Here is a 16,426-nt window from a genome sequence, read left to right as displayed (position 1 = left end):
GCGGATGCCGCCGGACCCGCGGGTCCACCGGCATCCGCCTTCGGGTTGTCGGCTAGGCGTCGACGACGACCGAGGTGATCACCGGGATGCGGCGGTACTTGCGCTGCATCCACCGGGTGACGCTCTGGGTGAAGAGCTCTTCGAGCTCGGGCCCGTCGACAATCTTGACCTTGTTGGCGGCGCGGAGGGCGTCGTCGATGGACTTCGTCGCGCCCTGGATCCAGGCGTTGTCCTGCACGAAGCCGCGGGCGATGAACTCGACCGGCTCGACGAGTGCGCCGGTGCGGGTGTCGAGAATGCCGAGGATCGTGACGGCGCCGTCGTTGGAGAGCTGCACGCGGTCGGCGAGGGCTTCCTCGGAGGCGACGCCGCCGACGGTCATGCCGTCGACGAGGACGATCTCGGCCTGAACGCGGCCGACGATCTTGGCGACGCCGTCGACGAGGTCGACGACCACGCCGTCTTCGACGACGAGCACCTGCGCCTCAGGGACACCGGTGCGGATCGCGAGCTCGGCGTTGGCCTTGAGGTGGCGCCATTCGCCGTGGATCGGCATGACGTTCTTGGGCTTGACGAGGTTGTAGCAGTAGACGAGCTCGCCGGCGCTCGCGTGGCCGGAGACGTGCACCTTGGCGTTGCCCTTGTGCACGACGTTGGCTCCCCAGCGGGTGAGGCCGTTGATGACCCGGTAGATCGAGTTCTCGTTGCCGGGGATGAGGGAGCTCGCCAGGAGGACGGTGTCGCCTTCGCCGATCTTGATGGTGTGTTCGCGGTTCGCCATCCGGGAGAGGGCGGCCATCGGCTCGCCCTGGGACCCGGTGCAGATCATCGTGACCTGGCTGTCCTTCATCCGCTCGAGCGCCTTGACGTCGACGATGAGGCCCTTCGGCACGTGCAGGAAGCCGAGCTTCTCGGCGATGGCCATGTTGCGCACCATCGAGCGGCCGACGAAGGCAACCTTGCGGTTGTGCCTCGCCGAGGCATCGATGACCTGCTGGATGCGGTGCACGTGGCTCGCGAAGCTCGACACGATGATGCGGCGCGGTGCGGTGCGGAAGACCGAGTCGATGGCCGGGCGGATGTCTTCCTCGGTCATCGTGAAGCCGGGAACCTCGGCGTTGGTCGAGTCCGTCATGAAGAGGTCGACGCCCTCTTCGCCGAGACGGGCGAAGCCGGGGAGGTCGGTGAGGCGGTTGTCGAGGGGGAACTGGTCCATCTTGAAGTCACCGGTCGCGAGCACGAGGCCGGCCTCGGTGCGGATCGCGACGGCGAGTCCGTCGGGGATGGAGTGGTTGACCGCGAGGAATTCGAGGTCGAACGGGCCGAAGCTGCGACGCTGGCCTTCCTTGACCTGCTGGAGCTTCGGGGTGATCCGGTGTTCTTCGAGCTTGGCACTTACGAAGGCGAGGGTGAGCTCGCTGCCGACGACGGGGATGTCCGCACGCTCGCGGAGGAGGTAGGGCACACCGCCGATGTGGTCCTCGTGGCCGTGGGTCAGGACGACGGCGACGACGTCCTGCATCCGGCCGCGGATGTAGGAGAAGTCGGGCAGGATCACGTTGACGCCGGGCTGGGTCTCCTCGGGGAACAGCACCCCGCAGTCGACGATGAGCAGCTTGCCCTTGTGTTCGAAGACGGTCATGTTGCGACCGATCTCGCCGAGGCCGCCGAGGGGGATGACGCGCAGTCCTCGCTTGACGAGGGACGGCGGGCTGTTCAGGTCGAGTTCGTGCTTAGTCAATTAAATAAACTCATTTCTTGGCGAAACCGCGCACAGGGCAGCCGGTCTCATAGCCGGCGCCGGGTCTATCCGGCAGCCGTGGTGACGGGGTTATGCAAATCAAAAGGTGATGCGCGCGTCAGGTCGCGAGGCCGTGAGCCTCATTCGACTTAGGCGAAGCCGTGGAAAGCCATCCGGGTGTGTGGAACCGCAGAGCGTGAAGTGAAAGCGCAGCTGTGGATGGCCGTTGAATCGCGCTGTCAACGCACAATTCTACCGCATGCGGGCCGCCCGCCGCCTCCTGCAGTCGCCAGGCCGTCCCCGAGCCATCCCCAGCCGTCTTGGAGACTTCGCTAATAGCCTGCGATTATGCCTTCTTCTTCCCCCTGTACGACGCCCCGCTCACCCTCATCGACGGCACGGAGACGACCTTCGCCGACTTCCGCGGCAAGACCGTTCTCGTGGTCAATGTCGCATCCAAGTGCGGTTTCACGCCCCAGTATGCGGGCCTCGAGGCTCTCTACGACCGGTTCAAGGACGACGGCCTCGTCGTCCTCGGCCTGCCGTGCAACCAGTTCATGGGCCAGGAGCCCGGGGAGGCCGCCGACATCGAGGCGTTCTGCCAGCTCAACTACGGTGTCACCTTCCCGATGACCGACAAGGTGGATGTGCGGGGCAAGCACCAGCATCCGCTCTATGCCCAGCTCACCAAGTTCAAGTCCGGCCTGCTGCCCGGCCTCGTCAAGTGGAATTTCGAGAAGTTCCTCGTGAACTCGGAGGGCGAGATCGTGGACCGCTTCGCCTCGACCGTCGAACCCGAATCTCCCGAACTCGTCGGCGCGATCGAGAAGACGCTCGCCTCCGCCGCCGCCTGACCCCGAGTCAGCGGACGCGTGCCCGATGCCACCACTCTCCGGTCGCGATCACGCCGAGGGCTGCGACCGGGACGGCGAGGAACAGCTGGAGCACGGTGACGTCCGACGCGGCGTCCGCACCGCCGAGGCCGAGCCAGAGCCCGGGCGCCGCCCAGGGGAACCAGGCGCCCACACCGAGCGCGGTGATGACCTGCGTGGCGACGATGAGCAGGATCAGTGCCCCGACGCCGGCGAGGGGTCCGCGGCCGGCACTCGCGACGAACGCGAGGGGTAGGGCGAGCAGAGCCGCGAGCAGCCCGCCCACGAGCGCCCTGCCGCCGATCGCCCCGGCGCTGACGGGATCCGGGATGCCCAGCCCGATGCACAACCCCGCAGCGAGCGCGCCCAGCAGGACGCCAAGGCACGCGATCGCCGACCAGCCAAGCACCACCGCGAATTTCGCGTACGCGATCTGCCTGCGACCGACCGGGAGTGCGAACAGACCCCCGAACGACGCGTCGGCGAATTCACGGCCGAAGCACCAACTCACCACGAAGCCGACGCCGAGCGGGTTCGCGACCGAGAGCATCATCGCGACGGCGCCCAGGTAGCCCGACCAGCCTGTCCCGACGAGTAGGACGCTGGCCTTTGCCGCGAGCGGCGTATCCGCGCCGTTGGTCGCAGCCACCGTGAGGACCGCGGCGAGCGCCGGCAGCGCGAGGCAGAGCAGGGCAGAGACCGCGCGCACGGTGAGGGCGCGGCGGAACTTGAGCGCCTCGAAGTCCCGTGCTCCCGCGAAGAGTCCTTGGCGCGTCGTCATGGCCGGGCCCGGAGCACGAGTTCCCTTATCCGAAGCATCCGGTGTCGGAGTGCCATGAGTCGGAGCGACGGCTACAGGCGCGACGGCGACAGGAGCGCTGCCAGCGGGAGCGCCGCGGGACGCACCATCGGCGTCCTCGTCGGCAGCAAGGACGAGCGCGAAGAATTGCCGTTCGAGGTCCGCCGTTCCCGGAGACAGGGTGCCGACGATTCGCCCGCCGTGCAACACGGTGACGGTGTCGGCCATCCGGGAGACCTCGTCGAGATGGTGGCTCGAGACCAGGACCGCAGCATTCCGATCGCGAGCGGCCGAGCGCAGCAGCTCCCGCAGGACGAGCACCCCGCGGGGGTCGAGCGCACCGGTCGGCTCATCGAGCATGATCACCGTCGGCGCGTGTACGAGCGCCGCCGCAAGACCGACCCGCTGGCGGTTGCCCGTGGAGAGCCGGCCGGCCCTGCGCACGGCATACCCGGTCAGGCCGAGTGCGGTGAGGGCATCCGTCGTCGCGGCTTGCGCCGCACGCCGGTCGAGGCCGTGCAGCCGGGCCGAGTAATAGACGTTCTCGCGCGCGGTCAGCTCGGGATAGGCGAACGGCCCTTCGACCATCTGGCCCACCCGGCCCCATAATGCAGCGGGCAGGCTCCGAAACCTCGATGCCGGACAGGGCCGCCGTCCCGCTGACAGGGGCCAGCATGCCGAGGAGCGTGCGCAGCAGGGTGGTCTTGCCTGCACCGTTGAGCCCGACGAGCGCGTGGATCTCCCCGGGGCACACGGACAGGCTCAGCGTGTCCAGGATCTCGATGCCGCCGATCGTCGTACTGATCCGATCGGCACGGATGCCCGCCGGAGGCCGTCCCCTCACCTCACCGTCCTCACCCACCGTGCAGCCCGGGCGTCAGTAGCTCGAGGTGCAGACGCAGAGTTCGTTGCCCTCGACATCGGCGAGCACCCACCACTCGGGGGCGTGCTCGTCGGTGAGCAGCGTGCCCCCGGCCTCGACGATCGCGCGCACCCGGTCCTCGGCGTCGTCGCCGGGCACGTAGACGTCGAGATGGATACGATTCCGGTCGCTCCGGGTGATCTCCATGTGCTGGAACCAGACCCGCGGCCCGTGTCCCGCCGGGTCGACAAGGTCGACGTCGCCGTCCCCGTCCGCCGCCAGTTCGACGTACCCGAGGCCCACGCGCCAGAACGGGCGGATCGAGTCGGCATTCGTGCAGTCGATCGCGACGTCGTAGCGGGCAGGCGTCACGACCAGACCTTCCGCACCGAGCTCGTTCGCGAGCGCCTGGATCTGCAGGGCGAGCCGGAGGTCGCGTTCGGTCACGCCTCCGAGGTCGTGCGAGCGGAGCCGGAAGGCGACCCTGCCGTAGCCGAGTTCGACGTCTGGGTGGTGCCCCGCGGCATCCGCCGCCTCGGCGACGCGGTCGAGGAGGCGCACCACCGAGGCGAAATCACTCGTGCGGTAGCTCGCATGCAGCGCGCCGTCGAGGTGCACGAACGGGCCGCCCCCGAGCACGGCGGCGGTCTGCGCGGGACTCTGGATCGAACCGGTTGCGCTCATGCACCTCACTCTGCTCCGGCGGCTGCCGCCGGTCAAGAGAACGGGCCCCGCTAAAACCGCCGGGGAACGACCGGGTGCCCGACCGCGTCCGCGCCACGCACCCCGAGCGGATGCGCCCTTGCGGGGCGTCCCATTAGTCACTTTGCCCTATTCTGTGGGCCTTCTGCGTGCTAATCTCATGCGTTATGCACAGTCTGGACAGGGTCGACCTCCAACTCCTCCGCGCCCTCTGCGTCGAGCCGCGCAGTACCTTCGTCGCTCTCGCCCAGCGGCTGGGATTGTCCAGGAACACCGTGCAGGCGCGGATGGCGCGCCTCGAGGAATCCAACGCCTTCCTGGCCTTCGATCGCCGGATCAATCCCATCGCCCTCGGCCACCCGCTGACGGCGTTCATCCAGGTGCACCTGCAGCAGAAGCGGCTCAGCCAGATCGTCGCAGAGCTCACCCAGATCCCTGAGATCGTCCAGGCGCACGGCATGAGCGGATCGACAGACCTGCTCGTTCTTGTCGTGTGCACGGATGCCGACGACCTGTTCCGCATCGACGGCACCATCCTCGCGTGCGAGGGTGTCGACCGCACGGAGACCTCACTCGCCATGGGCGAGCTGATCCCCTATCGGATCACCCCGCTGCTCGACCGGGTCACCCGGGAGCGCGGCCCGGCGAACCGTGTCGACGTCGATATCGACGACGAGGCCTGAGCCCGGCGGGACGACCGCCCCGCACCGAGCCTTGTCCACGCCGCGCCTTGTCCACAATCTATTTGATAAATTCATCATATAGGTATATAAAGAAGTAATGATGTTTCGCGGCGTGGTCCCCCGATGAGCGTCACCAGACTGACCTCGCTCATCCGTCGCAGCGGACGGATCGCTGAGCAGGCTCCGCCGGTCCCCGCCCTCTTCCCCGGCGCCGGGATCTTCGGCGGGAGCATCCAGGTGCGCTTCATCAACGCCGGCGGCTGCAACGACTGCGCCCAGGAAGTGGCGAGCGCCTTCGGCCCGGTCTACGACGTGGAGCGCTACGGCGTGCGGCTCGTCGCTTCGCCCCGGCATGCTGACGTGCTGCTGATCTGCGGGTCGGTGACCCGGAACATGATCGAACCGCTCCGGCGCACAGTCGTCGCGACCCCCACCCCCGCTTCATCATCGCCGTCGGCGACTGCGCGATCACAGGCGGCGTCTTCGCCGACGGCTACGGTGTCGCCGGCTCCGTGTCCGACTTCGTGCACGTCGACCTCGCCGTCCCCGGCACTCCGCCCGAGCCGGCCGCCATCGTCGACGCCCTCCGCCGGATGACCGGCCGATGAACGTCGTCCAGTCCGGCCTCGTCCTCCAGGCCCTGCTCGCCCTCGCCGCTGTGGCGACCGGCCTGCTCTGCCCCGTGTCCTGGCGTTCCCGCGCGACCGGCGCGCTCTGCGCCCTTCTTGGTGTCGCGGGCATCGTCACGGGGGCTGCCGCACTCGGTGGGGCGAACGGCGCCCTGACCATCCCGCTCGCGCTCCCGATCGACCCCCTCGTGCTCTCCCCCGACCGGCTCGGCGGCCTGTTCATGCTCGTCGTCTCCGCGGTCGGCGCCCTCGTCTCCCTCTTCGGGATCGGCTCTGCTCGCGGCGCGGAGGCCTCCCGCACCTCGTGGGCGGCCATGGCCGTCTTCCTCGGCGGCATGCAGCTGGTACCGGCCGCGACGGACGTCGTGTCCTTCCTGCTGCTCTGGGAGATCATGACCCTCGGCTCCACCGTGCTCCTCCTCGCCGACCACGCGAGCCGGAGCACCGTCTACTCCGCCGCGATCTGGTATTCGGCGATGTCCCAGCTGAGCTTCTTCTTCGTTCTCGCCGGCTTCGGCGTGCTCGTCGCGGCCACCGGCGGCACGGGCTTCCAGACACTCGCGACCGTGCAGGAAGGCTCCTGGCCGGCGAACCTCGCGTTCGTGCTCCTCCTCCTCGGCTTCGGCGGCAAGGCGGAACTCGTGCCGCTGCACGTCTGGGTCCCCGGGTGCTTCCGGAGGCGCCGAGCCATGTCGCCGCGGCGATGAGCGGTGCGATGGTCAAGATCGGCGTCTACGGCGCGCTCCTCGTCTGCGTGCGCCTGCTGCCCTCCGGCCCGCCGTGGTGGGGCGTGCTCATCCTCGTGCTCGGCGGCGTGTCCGCCGTCTACGGAATCCTGCAGGCCTCCGTCGCGAGCGACCTCAAGGTGCTGCTGGCCTACTCGACCACCGAGAACATGGGGCTCGTCTTCCTCGGCCTCGGGGCATCCGTGCTGTTGCGCGGCTACCACGCGACGGCGGCCGCCGACGCCGCGCTCGTCGCGGCACTGCTCCTCATGGTGAGTCACGCCGCGTTCAAGACGACCCTCTTCCTCGGCGCGGGCGCCGTCGCCCACGCGACCGGCGAGCTCAACCTCGACCGGCTCGGCGGCCTCGGCAAGCGGATGCCGTGGACGGCCGGCGCGTTCGGCCTCGCGAGCCTCAGCGCGGCCTCACTTCCGATCACGAGCGGTTTCGTCGCCGAATGGATGCTGCTGCAGTCCCTGATCCACGGCGCCCGCCTCGACGGCGAGGTCGTCTCCGTCGCCGCGTCGATCGCGATGCCGCTCGCCGTCGCCGTGCTCGCCCTCACCGCCGGCCTCGCCCTGCTCACCTTCGTCAAGGCATACGGCATCGCGTTCCTCGCCCGGCCGCGCTCCCGGAAGGCGAGCATCGCCCGGGAGGTGCCCTGGGTGATGCGGGTCCCGCTCGCGCTCGGCGCCCTCGCCGTCGTCGGCCTCGGCCTCGTGCCCGGCCCGCTCTCCGCGGGAATCGCCGCAGCCGTCGGCCCCGTCATCGTTCCCGACGTACGTACCGTCGGCCTCGCCGGCGTTAGTTTCGCCGGCATCGACGTCGTGCTCGACCCGGGCACCCTCGTCATCCTCGCGGCACTCGTGCTCGTGCCGATCCTCGTGATCGTCGCTCTCGGCTCCCGCCGCCACCCCACCCGGGTCGACCCGCTGCCGTGGGCAGGCGGAGGATCGCGGCTCCGGCCGCGGATGCAGTACACCGCGACCTCATACGCCGAACCGCTCGTGCGGGTGTTCGACGACGTCCTCCGGCCGTCGCGCGACGTCGAGGTCACCCACGTCGGCGAATCCCGCTACCTCGTCGAGAAGGTGCACGTCGAACAGACCGTCTCCGATGTCATTGAGACCCGGCTCTACCGGCCGGTCCTGAACGCGGCCCAGCGCTTCGGCGTCCTCGCCCGGCGCGCCCAGGACGGCAGCATCCACCGCTACCTCGGCTACTCGTTCGCCGCCCTGCTCGTCGTGCTGATCGCGGTGTCCCTGTGATGCCCGTCGGCGCGGCCGTGAGCCTCGTCCTCGGCACGATGCCGGGCGCGGGCGCCGGCACGGGCACCGCTGCGCGCGCCGTCGAACTCACCTGGACGGGCATCGGCGCCCCGATCCTGATGGCCGTGCTGCAGCTCGCGCTCTTCATCTTCCTCGCCCCGCTCCTGATCGGCGTGATCCGCCAGGTCCGCGCCCGGCTCGAGGGCAGGGCGGGCGCCGGAATCTGGCAGCCCTGGCGTGACGTGCGGAAACTGCTCGCCAAGGAACCGGTGCACGCGGCGGACTCGAGCTGGATGCTGTCCGTCGGCCCGATCGTGCTGCTCGTCTCGAGCCTGCTGCTCTGCGTGCTGCTCCCCCTCGTCGGCACCCTCGCGCTCCCCCTCATCCCGAGCGACCTGTTCGTCATCGTCTCGGTCATGCTGATCGGCGTCGTGGCGCTCGCCCTCGTCGGCCTCGACGGCGGCACCGCGTTCGGCGGGATGGGTTCGAGCAGGCACATGACGGTCGCGGCCCTTGTCGAGCCGACCCTGCTGCTCTCGATCTACGCCCTCTCGATCCCGGCCGGCAGTTCGACCCTGTCGCTCATCGTGCAAACCCGGCTCCAGACGCCCGCCGTGATCATCTCCCCCGTGAGCCTGCTCGCGATGGTCGCCCTGGCGATCGCGATCATGGCCGAGACGAGCCGGCTGCCCATTGACAACCCCTCGACCCACCTCGAGCTCACGATGCTGCACGAGGCCATGGTGCTCGAGAGCCTCCGGTCGCGACCTGGCCTGGCTCGAGCTCGGTTCCTGGCTCAAGCTCGCCGCCCTGCTCGGCCTGCTCGGCAACCTCATCGTGCCGTGGGGCGTGCTCACCGACTTCACCGTTCCGGGCCTCCTCCTCGGCGCCTTCTTGGTTGCCGCCAAGGTGCTCGCCCTGGGCACCGCGCTGAGCGTCGGCGAGGTCTTCCTCGCCAAGGCGCGCCTGTTCAGCGTGCCCGAGCTGCTCGCGGGGTCCTTCGCCCTTGCCCTGCTCGCCGTGACCGCCTCCTACCTGGTCGCTTAGGAGCATCCGTGTTCGAAACCACCTACCCGCAACTCATCGGACTCTGCACCGGCACGCTGCTGCTCACGAGCGCGCTGATGGTCTGGCGGCACTCGATGCTCGCCTCGATCCGCCTGCTCGCCGTGCAGGGCCTCGCCCTCGCCGCGCTCGTCGCCGTGATCGGCGTGCAGAAGGGCGAGCTCGAGGTCATCCTCGTGGCCGTGCTCGTGCTGCTCGTCAAGGGCCTCGGCCTGCCGTGGGTGCTCGCCCACGAGTCGAAGGCGACGACCCGAACGGATGAGGCCCCGCGCCTCAACCCCACGGCTTCGCTCCTGACCGTGGCCCTGCTCACGATCCTCGCCTACGTCGTCTCGAGCCGGGTGCTCGCCCGGGACACCAGCATCTCCGCGCACGCCGCCCCGATCGGGCTCGCCATGGTGCTGATCGGCTTCCTGCTCCTCGTCACGCGCCGCCAGGCGCGCTCGCAGCTGATCGGCTTCCTCGTGCTCGACAACGGCATCGCGACCGTCGCCTTCCTGACCAGCGGGGGCGTCCCGCTCGTGCTCGAGCTCGGCATCTCCCTCGACGTGCTCCTCGTCGTGATGATCCTCTACGTCTTTGCGGGGCGGATGCACAACAAGTTCGGCAATACGGACATCGACCAGCTGAGAAAGTTGCACGACTGATGGCCCCGTCCCTCGCATCGTCCCTGTCCTTCGCCCTCTGGACCCCGCTCGCCTTCCCGGTGCTGTTCGCGCTCCTGAGCCTCACGGTTCCGTCCGCGCCGCTGCGTCGGCTCGGCCCGATCGCCTCGAGCCTGGCCGTGCTCGGCTCCGGAATCCTCCTCGACGTCGCCGTGCTGCACGACCAGGTGCCGACGCTCGGCGGCGTGCTCCGCGCCGACGCCCTCTCGGCCTACCTCCTCACGGTCGTCGGCGCCATCGGCCTCGTCGCGACCTGGGGCGGACTCGGCGGCGGTGGCCACTCGCAGACTCCCGCACGCTGGGCGGGGTCATACGACGGCCTGATCTCGGTGTTCCTCGCCGCCATGTCGCTCGCCGTCGTCGCAGACAACATCGGCCTGATGTGGGCTTCGATCGAGGCGACGACGATCACGACCGCGTTCCTCGTCGGCGCGCACCGCACCGGCAAGTCGCTCGAGGCCTCCTGGGAAGTACGTGATCCTGGGTTCCGTCGGCGTCGCGATCGCCCTGCTCGGCATCCTCCTCATCTACGCAGCCTCCCGGGCCACCGGAGAGGCTACGCTGTCCTGGCTCGTGCTCAGCCAGCCTGGCCTGCCGCTCGACCCCGCCCTCGTCCGCGCGGGCGGCGCCCTCGCGGTGCTCGGCTTCGCCACCAAGGCCGGTCTCGCACCGATGCACAGCTGGCTGCCGGACGCCCACAGCCAGGCCCCCGCACCGGTGTCCGGCCTGATGAGCGGTGTGCTGCTCGCGGTGGCGCTCTACGCGATCCTGCGGGTGCAGACCATCACAGACGCCGTGATCGGCCCGGACTTCCTCCGGGCGATGCTCAGCGTGGCCGGCCTGCTCTCCCTGTTCGTCGCAGCCGCCCTACTGATCCGCCAGCGCGATTTCAAGCGGATGCTCGCATACTCGAGCATCGAGCACATGGGCCTGATGGCGATCGGCGCCGCAATCGGCGCCGCCGCCCTTCCGGCGGTGCTGCTCTACATGCTCGGCCACGGCCTCGTGAAGGCGACCCTCTTCGTCGTCTCCGGCCGGATCCTCGAGGTCGAGGGCACGCCGAAGATCGCGAACGTCCGGGCGCTGCTCGTGCGCCGCCCCGGCCTTGCGATCCCGTGGCTCGTCGCGATGGCGGCCCTCCTCGGCTTTCCCCCGTTCAGCATCTTCTTCTCGGAGGTCGGCATCATCCTCGCCGGCTGGTCCGCAGGCATGGGCATCGTCGTCGGTATCGCCCTCGTCCTCCTCCTCGTGATCTTCGCGAGCCTCACCCGGCTCACCGTCGCGCTCACGATCGGTTCACCGCACGATTCCCTGGACCACACCCCGCCGACCCTGCCGGACCACGCGCCGGGAGCGACAACGGCACACCCGACCGCGCCGGGCGACGAATCGGAGGCGGACCGTGCGGCCACGATCCTGTCGCGGCGCGAGGTAGAAGCCGATATCGACGGCACCACCGGCGCAGGCGCCCCCGAACCCTTCCCCATGACCTCCAACATCCGCGTGACCTCCCCGTTCCCCGACACCGTCGCCGTGGACGTCGTCGACGTCGTGATCGCACCGGACCGGTCGACCCACGGGCCGCTGCTGCCCCTCGTGCTCGCTCTTGCGACCTGCGCCGTCGTCGCCTTCGTCGCGAACCCGGTCGGCATCCTGCTCGCCAGCGCCGCCGCCGTGCTGGGAGGAGCCCACTGATGACGAACCCCACCCCCGCCACCCCAAGCCGCCCCGAGGTCATCGTGCTCGTCCGCGACCGGCTGCGGCAGGAGGCATCCGCCCTGCTGGACAGCGGCAACCGGCTCGCGATGATCGCCTGCCACGACGACGGCGACGCCCTGCGCGTCGTCTACTCGTTCGCGGGCGTCTTCCCCCGCCGGCAGGTCGATCTCGTCGTTCCGGTTCCGTATGACGACGCCTGGGTGCCGAGCATCGCCGACCTGTCCTATCCGGCAGGCAACTTCGAGCGCGGGATGCGCGACCTGTACGGCGTACGCCCGGCCGACCACCCGCAGCCGTATCGGCTCGTGCGGCACGGGCATTGGCCGCGTGGCTGGTACCCGATGCGCCTCGGCGCCCGGGTGACGCCCCGGTTCGAGCCGGACGTCGAGTCCTTCCCCTTCGTCGAGGTCGAGGGACCGGGTGTCTACGAGATCGCCGTCGGGCCGATTCACGCCGGGATCATCGATCCCGGGCACTTCCGCTTCTCCGTCGTCGGCGAGACGATCGTGCGCATGGAGGCCCGCCAGTGGTACATGCACCGCGGCGTCGAGCGGCTCTTCGAGGGGCGGCGGCCGGCCGATGGCCTCGAGCTCGCCGAGCAGGTCACCGGGGACACCGTGGTCGGGCACTCCCTCGCATACTGCATGGCCGTCGAGGCCGCTGCGGGCATCGAGGTCCGCGAGACCGACCGGCTGCTCCGCGCCCTCCTGCTCGAACTCGAGCGGATCTACAACCACGTCTCCGACCTCGGCTCCCTCGCGAACGACGTCGGCTTCGGGATCGTGCACTCGCACACCCAGCGGCTGCGCGAGACCCTGCTGCGCCTGAACAAGACCGTCACCGGCCAGCGTTTCCTGCGCGGCGGCGTGCGGATCGGCGGCACCCGGGTGCTCGGCCTGCCGGATCCCGAGGTTCTCCGAGGTGTGGCCGCGGACATGCAGGAGATCATCGCGATCACCCTCGGCCACGCGATCGTGCGGGACCGGTTCACGGGTACGGCTCCGCTCGGTGGCGCCCAGGCGCGCGCCATCGGCACCCTCGGGTACGTCGCACGGGCCTCCGGGATCGACGCGGACTCCCGCAGGGATCACCCGTTCGTCGATCTCGGCCCGGCGTTCCACGTCGTCACCGAGACCGGCGGGGATGTGCTCGCCCGCTACCGGGTGCGCGCGGGCGAATTCGCGGTCTCGATCGCCGTGGCCATCGACCTCGTGGCCCGCCTCGGCGACCACCTCGGCAGCGGCACCGCGGTCGACCCGCTCGGACCGGGGACCGGGCTGGCCTTCGTCGAAGGCTGGCGCGGAACCATCTGCCACCGGGTCGAGCTCGGCGCCGGCGGCGTGGTCAGCCGGGTCAAGATCGTCGATCCCTCGTTCTTCAACTGGCCGGCGCTGCCCGTCGCGCTCGCGGAGACGATCGTGCCCGATTTCCCGCTCGTCAACAAGAGCTTCAACCAGTCCTACGCGGGCAACGACCTCTGAGCCCCGCCCGCGACGCGCCCCCGGACCCGCTGAGGTGTCGCATATCGACGTTCGTGAGTGCCAGGAACGTCGATATGCGACACCTCACGGTCAGCAGTCAACGGCCAACGGGAGCGCGCGAGGTGTCGGGCGGGCGGATGCCGCTATTGGCCGTCCTGCTCGATCGTGCGCAGGAGCGCGTGGGAGTCTTCGAGAGTCGCGACCAGCATCCGCTTCGCGACGGTGAGCAGTTCGGCGACGCCGGCGTCACGGACCGCGTAGAAGATGGTGTTGCCCTCACGGCGGGTGACGACCACCCCGGCCCTGCGGAGCACCCCGAGTTGCTGGGAGAGGTTGGAGAGCTCTGAGCCGAGCACCTCGGCGAGGCTACCGACCGAGCGTTCGCCGCCGACGAGCTGTTCGAGCACTTGCACGCGCAGCGGATGCCCCAGCGACTTGAACAAGTCGGCCTTGAGTTGGGCCATGGGCAATCCGGTCATCGGCACCGTTTGATTATATCGCCGATTGATAATGTTCTCAAATAGGTGGAGCCGGGCACGGAAAAGGCCCGCCCTGCCGAAGCAGAACGGGCCTTCCGTCTAACCGACGAACCTGGCGAGAGGTTGTCGGCAGAACTCTAAGACTACGCCTCGGTGGACACCGATGCGACCTCGACGACGGATTCGGCGGATGCCGACTCGTCTTCGAGGACCGGGGCGAGCGACAGCTTGCCACGGTCGTCGATCTTGGTGATCTCGACGAGGACCTTCTGGCCGACTCCGAGCACGTCTTCGACGTTCTCGACGCGCTTGCCACCGGCGAGCTTGCGGACCTCGCTGATGTGCAGCAGGCCGTCCTTGCCGGGGAGGAGCGAGACGAAGGCGCCGAACGCGGCGATCTTCACGACGGTGCCGAGGAACTGCTCGCCGACCTCCGGGTTGGAGGGGTTCGCGATCGCGTTGACCTGGGCACGGGCCGCCTCGGCCGAGGGGCCGTCGACGGCGCCGATGTACACGGTGCCGTCTTCCTCGATCGAGATGTCCGCGCCGGTCTCATCCTGGATCGCGTTGATCGTCTTGCCCTTCGGGCCGATCAGCTCGCCGATCTTGTCGACGGGGATCTGGACGCTGATCACGCGGGGCGCGGTCGGTGCCATCTCGTCGGGCTTGTCGATGGCGGCGTTCAGCACGGCGAGGATGGTCGTACGAGCATCCTTGGCCTGCGTGAGCGCTCCGGCGAGCACCGAGGCGGGGATGCCGTCGAGCTTGGTGTCGAGCTGGATCGCGGTGACGAACTCGCTCGTGCCTGCGACCTTGAAGTCCATGTCGCCGAGGGCGTCTTCGGCGCCGAGGATGTCGGTCAGGGCCGCGTAGCGGGTCTTGCCGTCAACGGTGTCGGAGATGAGGCCCATCGCGATGCCCGCGACCGGGGCGCGCAGCGGCACACCGGCGTTGAGCAGGGACAGGGTCGATGCACACACGGAACCCATCGAGGTCGAGCCGTTGGAGCTGAGCGCCTCGGAGACCTGACGGATGGCGTACGGGAACTCCTCGCGCGACGGCAGTACGGGGACCAGGGCACGCTCTGCGAGCGCTCCGTGGCCGATCTCGCGACGCTTCGGCGTGCCGACCCGGCCGGTTTCACCGGTGGAGTACGGCGGGAAGTTGTAGTTGTGCATGTAGCGCTTCTTGGTGACCGGGCTCAGGGAGTCGATCGTCTGCTCGAGCTTGAGCATGTTCAGCGTGGTCACGCCCAGGATCTGGGTCTCGCCGCGCTGGAAGATCGCCGAACCGTGCACGCGGGGGATGATCGCGACCTCGGCGTCGAGCGGGCGGATGTCCGCGAGCCCACGGCCGTCGATGCGCACGCCCTCGTTGAGCACGCGGGAGCGCACGACGAGCTTGGTGACCGACTTGTACGCGGCGGAAACCTGGTTGGCGGCGCTCGCGTCGAGCTCGCCGGCTTCGATCTTCGCTGCGATCGCGGTCTTGACGCTCGCCTTGAGGGCGTCGTCTGCGTTCTGGCGTTCGACCTTGTCGGCGATCTGGTAGACGTTCTTGAGACTCGTCATAGGCGAGCGCGGCAACGGCGTCGTAGGTGGCCGGCACGTACGGCGGGAACACCGGGTAGTTGCCGGTCGGCTTCGCGGCCGCGGCTGCGACCTTCTGCTGCGCTTCGATGAGCTGCTTGATGAAGGGCTTCGAGGCTTCGATGCCCTCGGCGATGACCTCTTCGTTCGGCTTGATGGCGCCGCCCTGGATCAAGGTCCAGGCGTTGTCGGTGGCTTCGGCCTCGATCATCATGATCGCGACGTCTTCGCTGCCATCGGCATCCGTCACAACGCGGCCGGCGACGACCATGCTGAACACGGCCTCTTCAACCTGCGAGTGCTTCGGGAACGCGACCCACTGGCCGGAGCCGTTCTGGTCGGGGATGAGGGCGACGCGGACGCCACCGATCGGGCCGGAGAACGGCAGGCCGGCGATCTGGGTCGACATCGACGCGGCGTTGATCGCGAGCACGTCGTAGTACTCGTCCGGCGCGATGGCGAGGACGGTGACGACGACCTGGATCTCGTTGCGGAGTCCGTCGACGAACGACGGGCGCAGCGGCCGGTCGATCAGGCGGCAGGTGAGGATCGCCTCGGTCGACGGGCGACCTTCGCGACGGAAGAAGCTGCCCGGGATGCGGCCGGCAGCGTACATACGCTCCTCGACATCGATGGTCAGCGGGAAGAAGTCGAAGTTTTCCTTGGGCTGCTTGCTCGCGCTCGTGGCGGACAGCAACATCGTCTCTTCGTCGATGTACGCGGCGGCAGAACCCTGCGCCTGCTGGGCGAGACGGCCGGTCTCGAAGCGGATCGTGCGAGTGCCGTACTTGCCGTTGTCAATAACGGTTTCGGCGAACGTGATTTCTGGACCCTCCATATGGGGGTTCTCTCCTTTTGTGTTTGCTTCTCGCCATTCCGGCGATGAAGACTTGCGCACCCGTATGGCGCGCAAGGCGTGCGGACAATCCATAGATTGGCCTCGCCAAGTCTAACAGAGCGGTCTCCCGCGGCAGGCGGGAGGAAACGCGCGGGAAAATGCCCGCAGTGCACGCCCCCGGCCGGAAGTGAAGCAGAGAAGATCTCTGGTTTGCTTGACCGGATACCGTCGGCCGGGTTTGACTGGACCCACCCCGATCTCCGCTGCACGCCCGCTCGTCGCCCTTCGTCGCCACTGCCCGCGCGCCGC

Annotated in this window: 9 protein-coding genes and 4 pseudogenes; 7 read left to right on the top strand and 6 right to left on the bottom strand. The window is 69.0% G+C overall.

Translation table 11 applies throughout. The features are described from left to right. Positions 1–52: 52 nt before the first annotated feature. On the bottom strand, positions 53–1,741 hold the full coding sequence (locus KIV56_RS17375) for a ribonuclease J (RefSeq protein ID WP_281534397.1): 1,689 nt from the start codon (positions 1,739–1,741) through the stop codon (positions 53–55). Between the two features lie 320 nt (positions 1,742–2,061). Here KIV56_RS17375 and KIV56_RS17370 point away from each other — a divergent pair, with 320 nt between their 5' ends. After that, a complete protein-coding gene (locus KIV56_RS17370) occupies positions 2,062–2,595 on the top strand; it encodes a glutathione peroxidase (RefSeq protein ID WP_281534396.1) in 534 nt (177 codons plus the stop codon). Positions 2,596–2,602: 7 nt separating this feature from the next. Here the strand turns inward: KIV56_RS17370 and KIV56_RS17365 are convergent, their stop codons facing one another. The 3 genes and pseudogenes from KIV56_RS17365 to KIV56_RS17360 all read right to left on the bottom strand — a co-directional run bounded on the left by KIV56_RS17365 (position 2,603) and on the right by KIV56_RS17360 (position 4,958). Continuing rightward, entirely contained in the window at positions 2,603–4,000 is a 1,398-nt protein-coding gene (locus KIV56_RS17365) for an ABC transporter permease (RefSeq protein WP_281534395.1), read from the bottom strand. A 94-nt stretch (positions 4,001–4,094) separates the two neighbouring features. After that, positions 4,095–4,166: pseudogene (locus KIV56_RS20685) on the bottom strand (ATP-binding cassette domain-containing protein); the annotation flags it as partial. Positions 4,167–4,289: 123 nt separating this feature from the next. After that, positions 4,290–4,958, bottom strand: a complete 669-nt coding sequence (locus KIV56_RS17360) for a VOC family protein (protein ID WP_281534394.1) — start codon at positions 4,956–4,958, stop codon at positions 4,290–4,292. 185 nt (positions 4,959–5,143) lie between these two features. On the opposite strand from KIV56_RS17360, the gene KIV56_RS17355 reads away from it, so the two are divergent. From KIV56_RS17355 to KIV56_RS17325, 6 genes and pseudogenes are all read left to right on the top strand, one after another. Beyond that, a complete protein-coding gene (locus KIV56_RS17355; protein ID WP_281534393.1) occupies positions 5,144–5,659 on the top strand; it encodes an Lrp/AsnC family transcriptional regulator in 516 nt (171 codons plus the stop codon). 123 nt (positions 5,660–5,782) lie between these two features. Further along, a pseudogene (locus KIV56_RS17350) lies at positions 5,783–6,267 on the top strand (NADH-quinone oxidoreductase subunit B family protein). Beyond that, positions 6,264–8,281: pseudogene (locus tag KIV56_RS20680) on the top strand (proton-conducting transporter membrane subunit). Before KIV56_RS17350 ends, KIV56_RS20680 begins: the two co-directional pseudogenes overlap by 4 nt. Continuing rightward, positions 8,281–9,993 (top strand): NADH-quinone oxidoreductase subunit H, encoded by a 1,713-nt coding sequence (locus KIV56_RS17335; protein ID WP_281536208.1) that lies wholly within the window; start codon positions 8,281–8,283, stop codon positions 9,991–9,993. The pseudogene KIV56_RS20680 and the gene KIV56_RS17335 overlap by 1 nt, the downstream one beginning before the upstream one ends. Positions 9,994–10,485: 492 nt before the next feature. Continuing rightward, entirely contained in the window at positions 10,486–11,706 is a 1,221-nt protein-coding gene (locus KIV56_RS17330) for a proton-conducting transporter membrane subunit (RefSeq protein ID WP_281534389.1), read from the top strand. Continuing rightward, entirely contained in the window at positions 11,706–13,211 is a 1,506-nt protein-coding gene (locus KIV56_RS17325) for an NADH-quinone oxidoreductase subunit C (protein WP_281534388.1), read from the top strand. The genes KIV56_RS17330 and KIV56_RS17325 overlap by 1 nt, the downstream gene beginning before the upstream one ends. Before the next feature lie 143 nt (positions 13,212–13,354). On the opposite strand, the gene KIV56_RS17320 is transcribed toward KIV56_RS17325, so the two are convergent. Together KIV56_RS17320 and KIV56_RS17315 are read right to left on the bottom strand one after the other, a co-directional pair. Continuing rightward, positions 13,355–13,675, bottom strand: coding sequence for an ArsR/SmtB family transcription factor (locus tag KIV56_RS17320; protein WP_281534387.1), 321 nt, complete (start codon positions 13,673–13,675; stop codon positions 13,355–13,357). Positions 13,676–13,833: 158 nt separating this feature from the next. Further along, positions 13,834–16,117: pseudogene (locus KIV56_RS17315) on the bottom strand (polyribonucleotide nucleotidyltransferase). Positions 16,118–16,426 lie beyond the last annotated feature (309 nt).

This window comes from Cryobacterium breve, assembly GCF_027594785.1.
GTDB classification, from domain to species: Bacteria; Actinomycetota; Actinomycetes; order Actinomycetales; family Microbacteriaceae; genus Cryobacterium; species Cryobacterium breve_A.
Note: the sequence above shows the minus strand (reverse complement) of the source record. Positions and strands in the feature narration are given on the sequence as shown.

Bases quoted from the DNA above. Each gene is read 5' to 3' on its own strand.
- KIV56_RS17355 (WP_281534393.1), top strand. From the start codon at position 5,144: ATGCACAGTCTGGACAGGGTCGACCTCCAACTCCTCCGCGCCCTCTGC.
- KIV56_RS17325 (WP_281534388.1), top strand. From the start codon at position 11,706: ATGACGAACCCCACCCCCGCCACCCCAAGCCGCCCCGAGGTCATCGTG.
- KIV56_RS17320 (WP_281534387.1), bottom strand. From the start codon at position 13,675: ATGGCCCAACTCAAGGCCGACTTGTTCAAGTCGCTGGGGCATCCGCTG.
- KIV56_RS17365 (WP_281534395.1), bottom strand. From the start codon at position 4,000: ATGGTCGAAGGGCCGTTCGCCTATCCCGAGCTGACCGCGCGCGAGAAC.
- KIV56_RS17360 (WP_281534394.1), bottom strand. From the start codon at position 4,958: ATGAGCGCAACCGGTTCGATCCAGAGTCCCGCGCAGACCGCCGCCGTG.
- KIV56_RS17335 (WP_281536208.1), top strand. From the start codon at position 8,281: ATGCCCGTCGGCGCGGCCGTGAGCCTCGTCCTCGGCACGATGCCGGGC.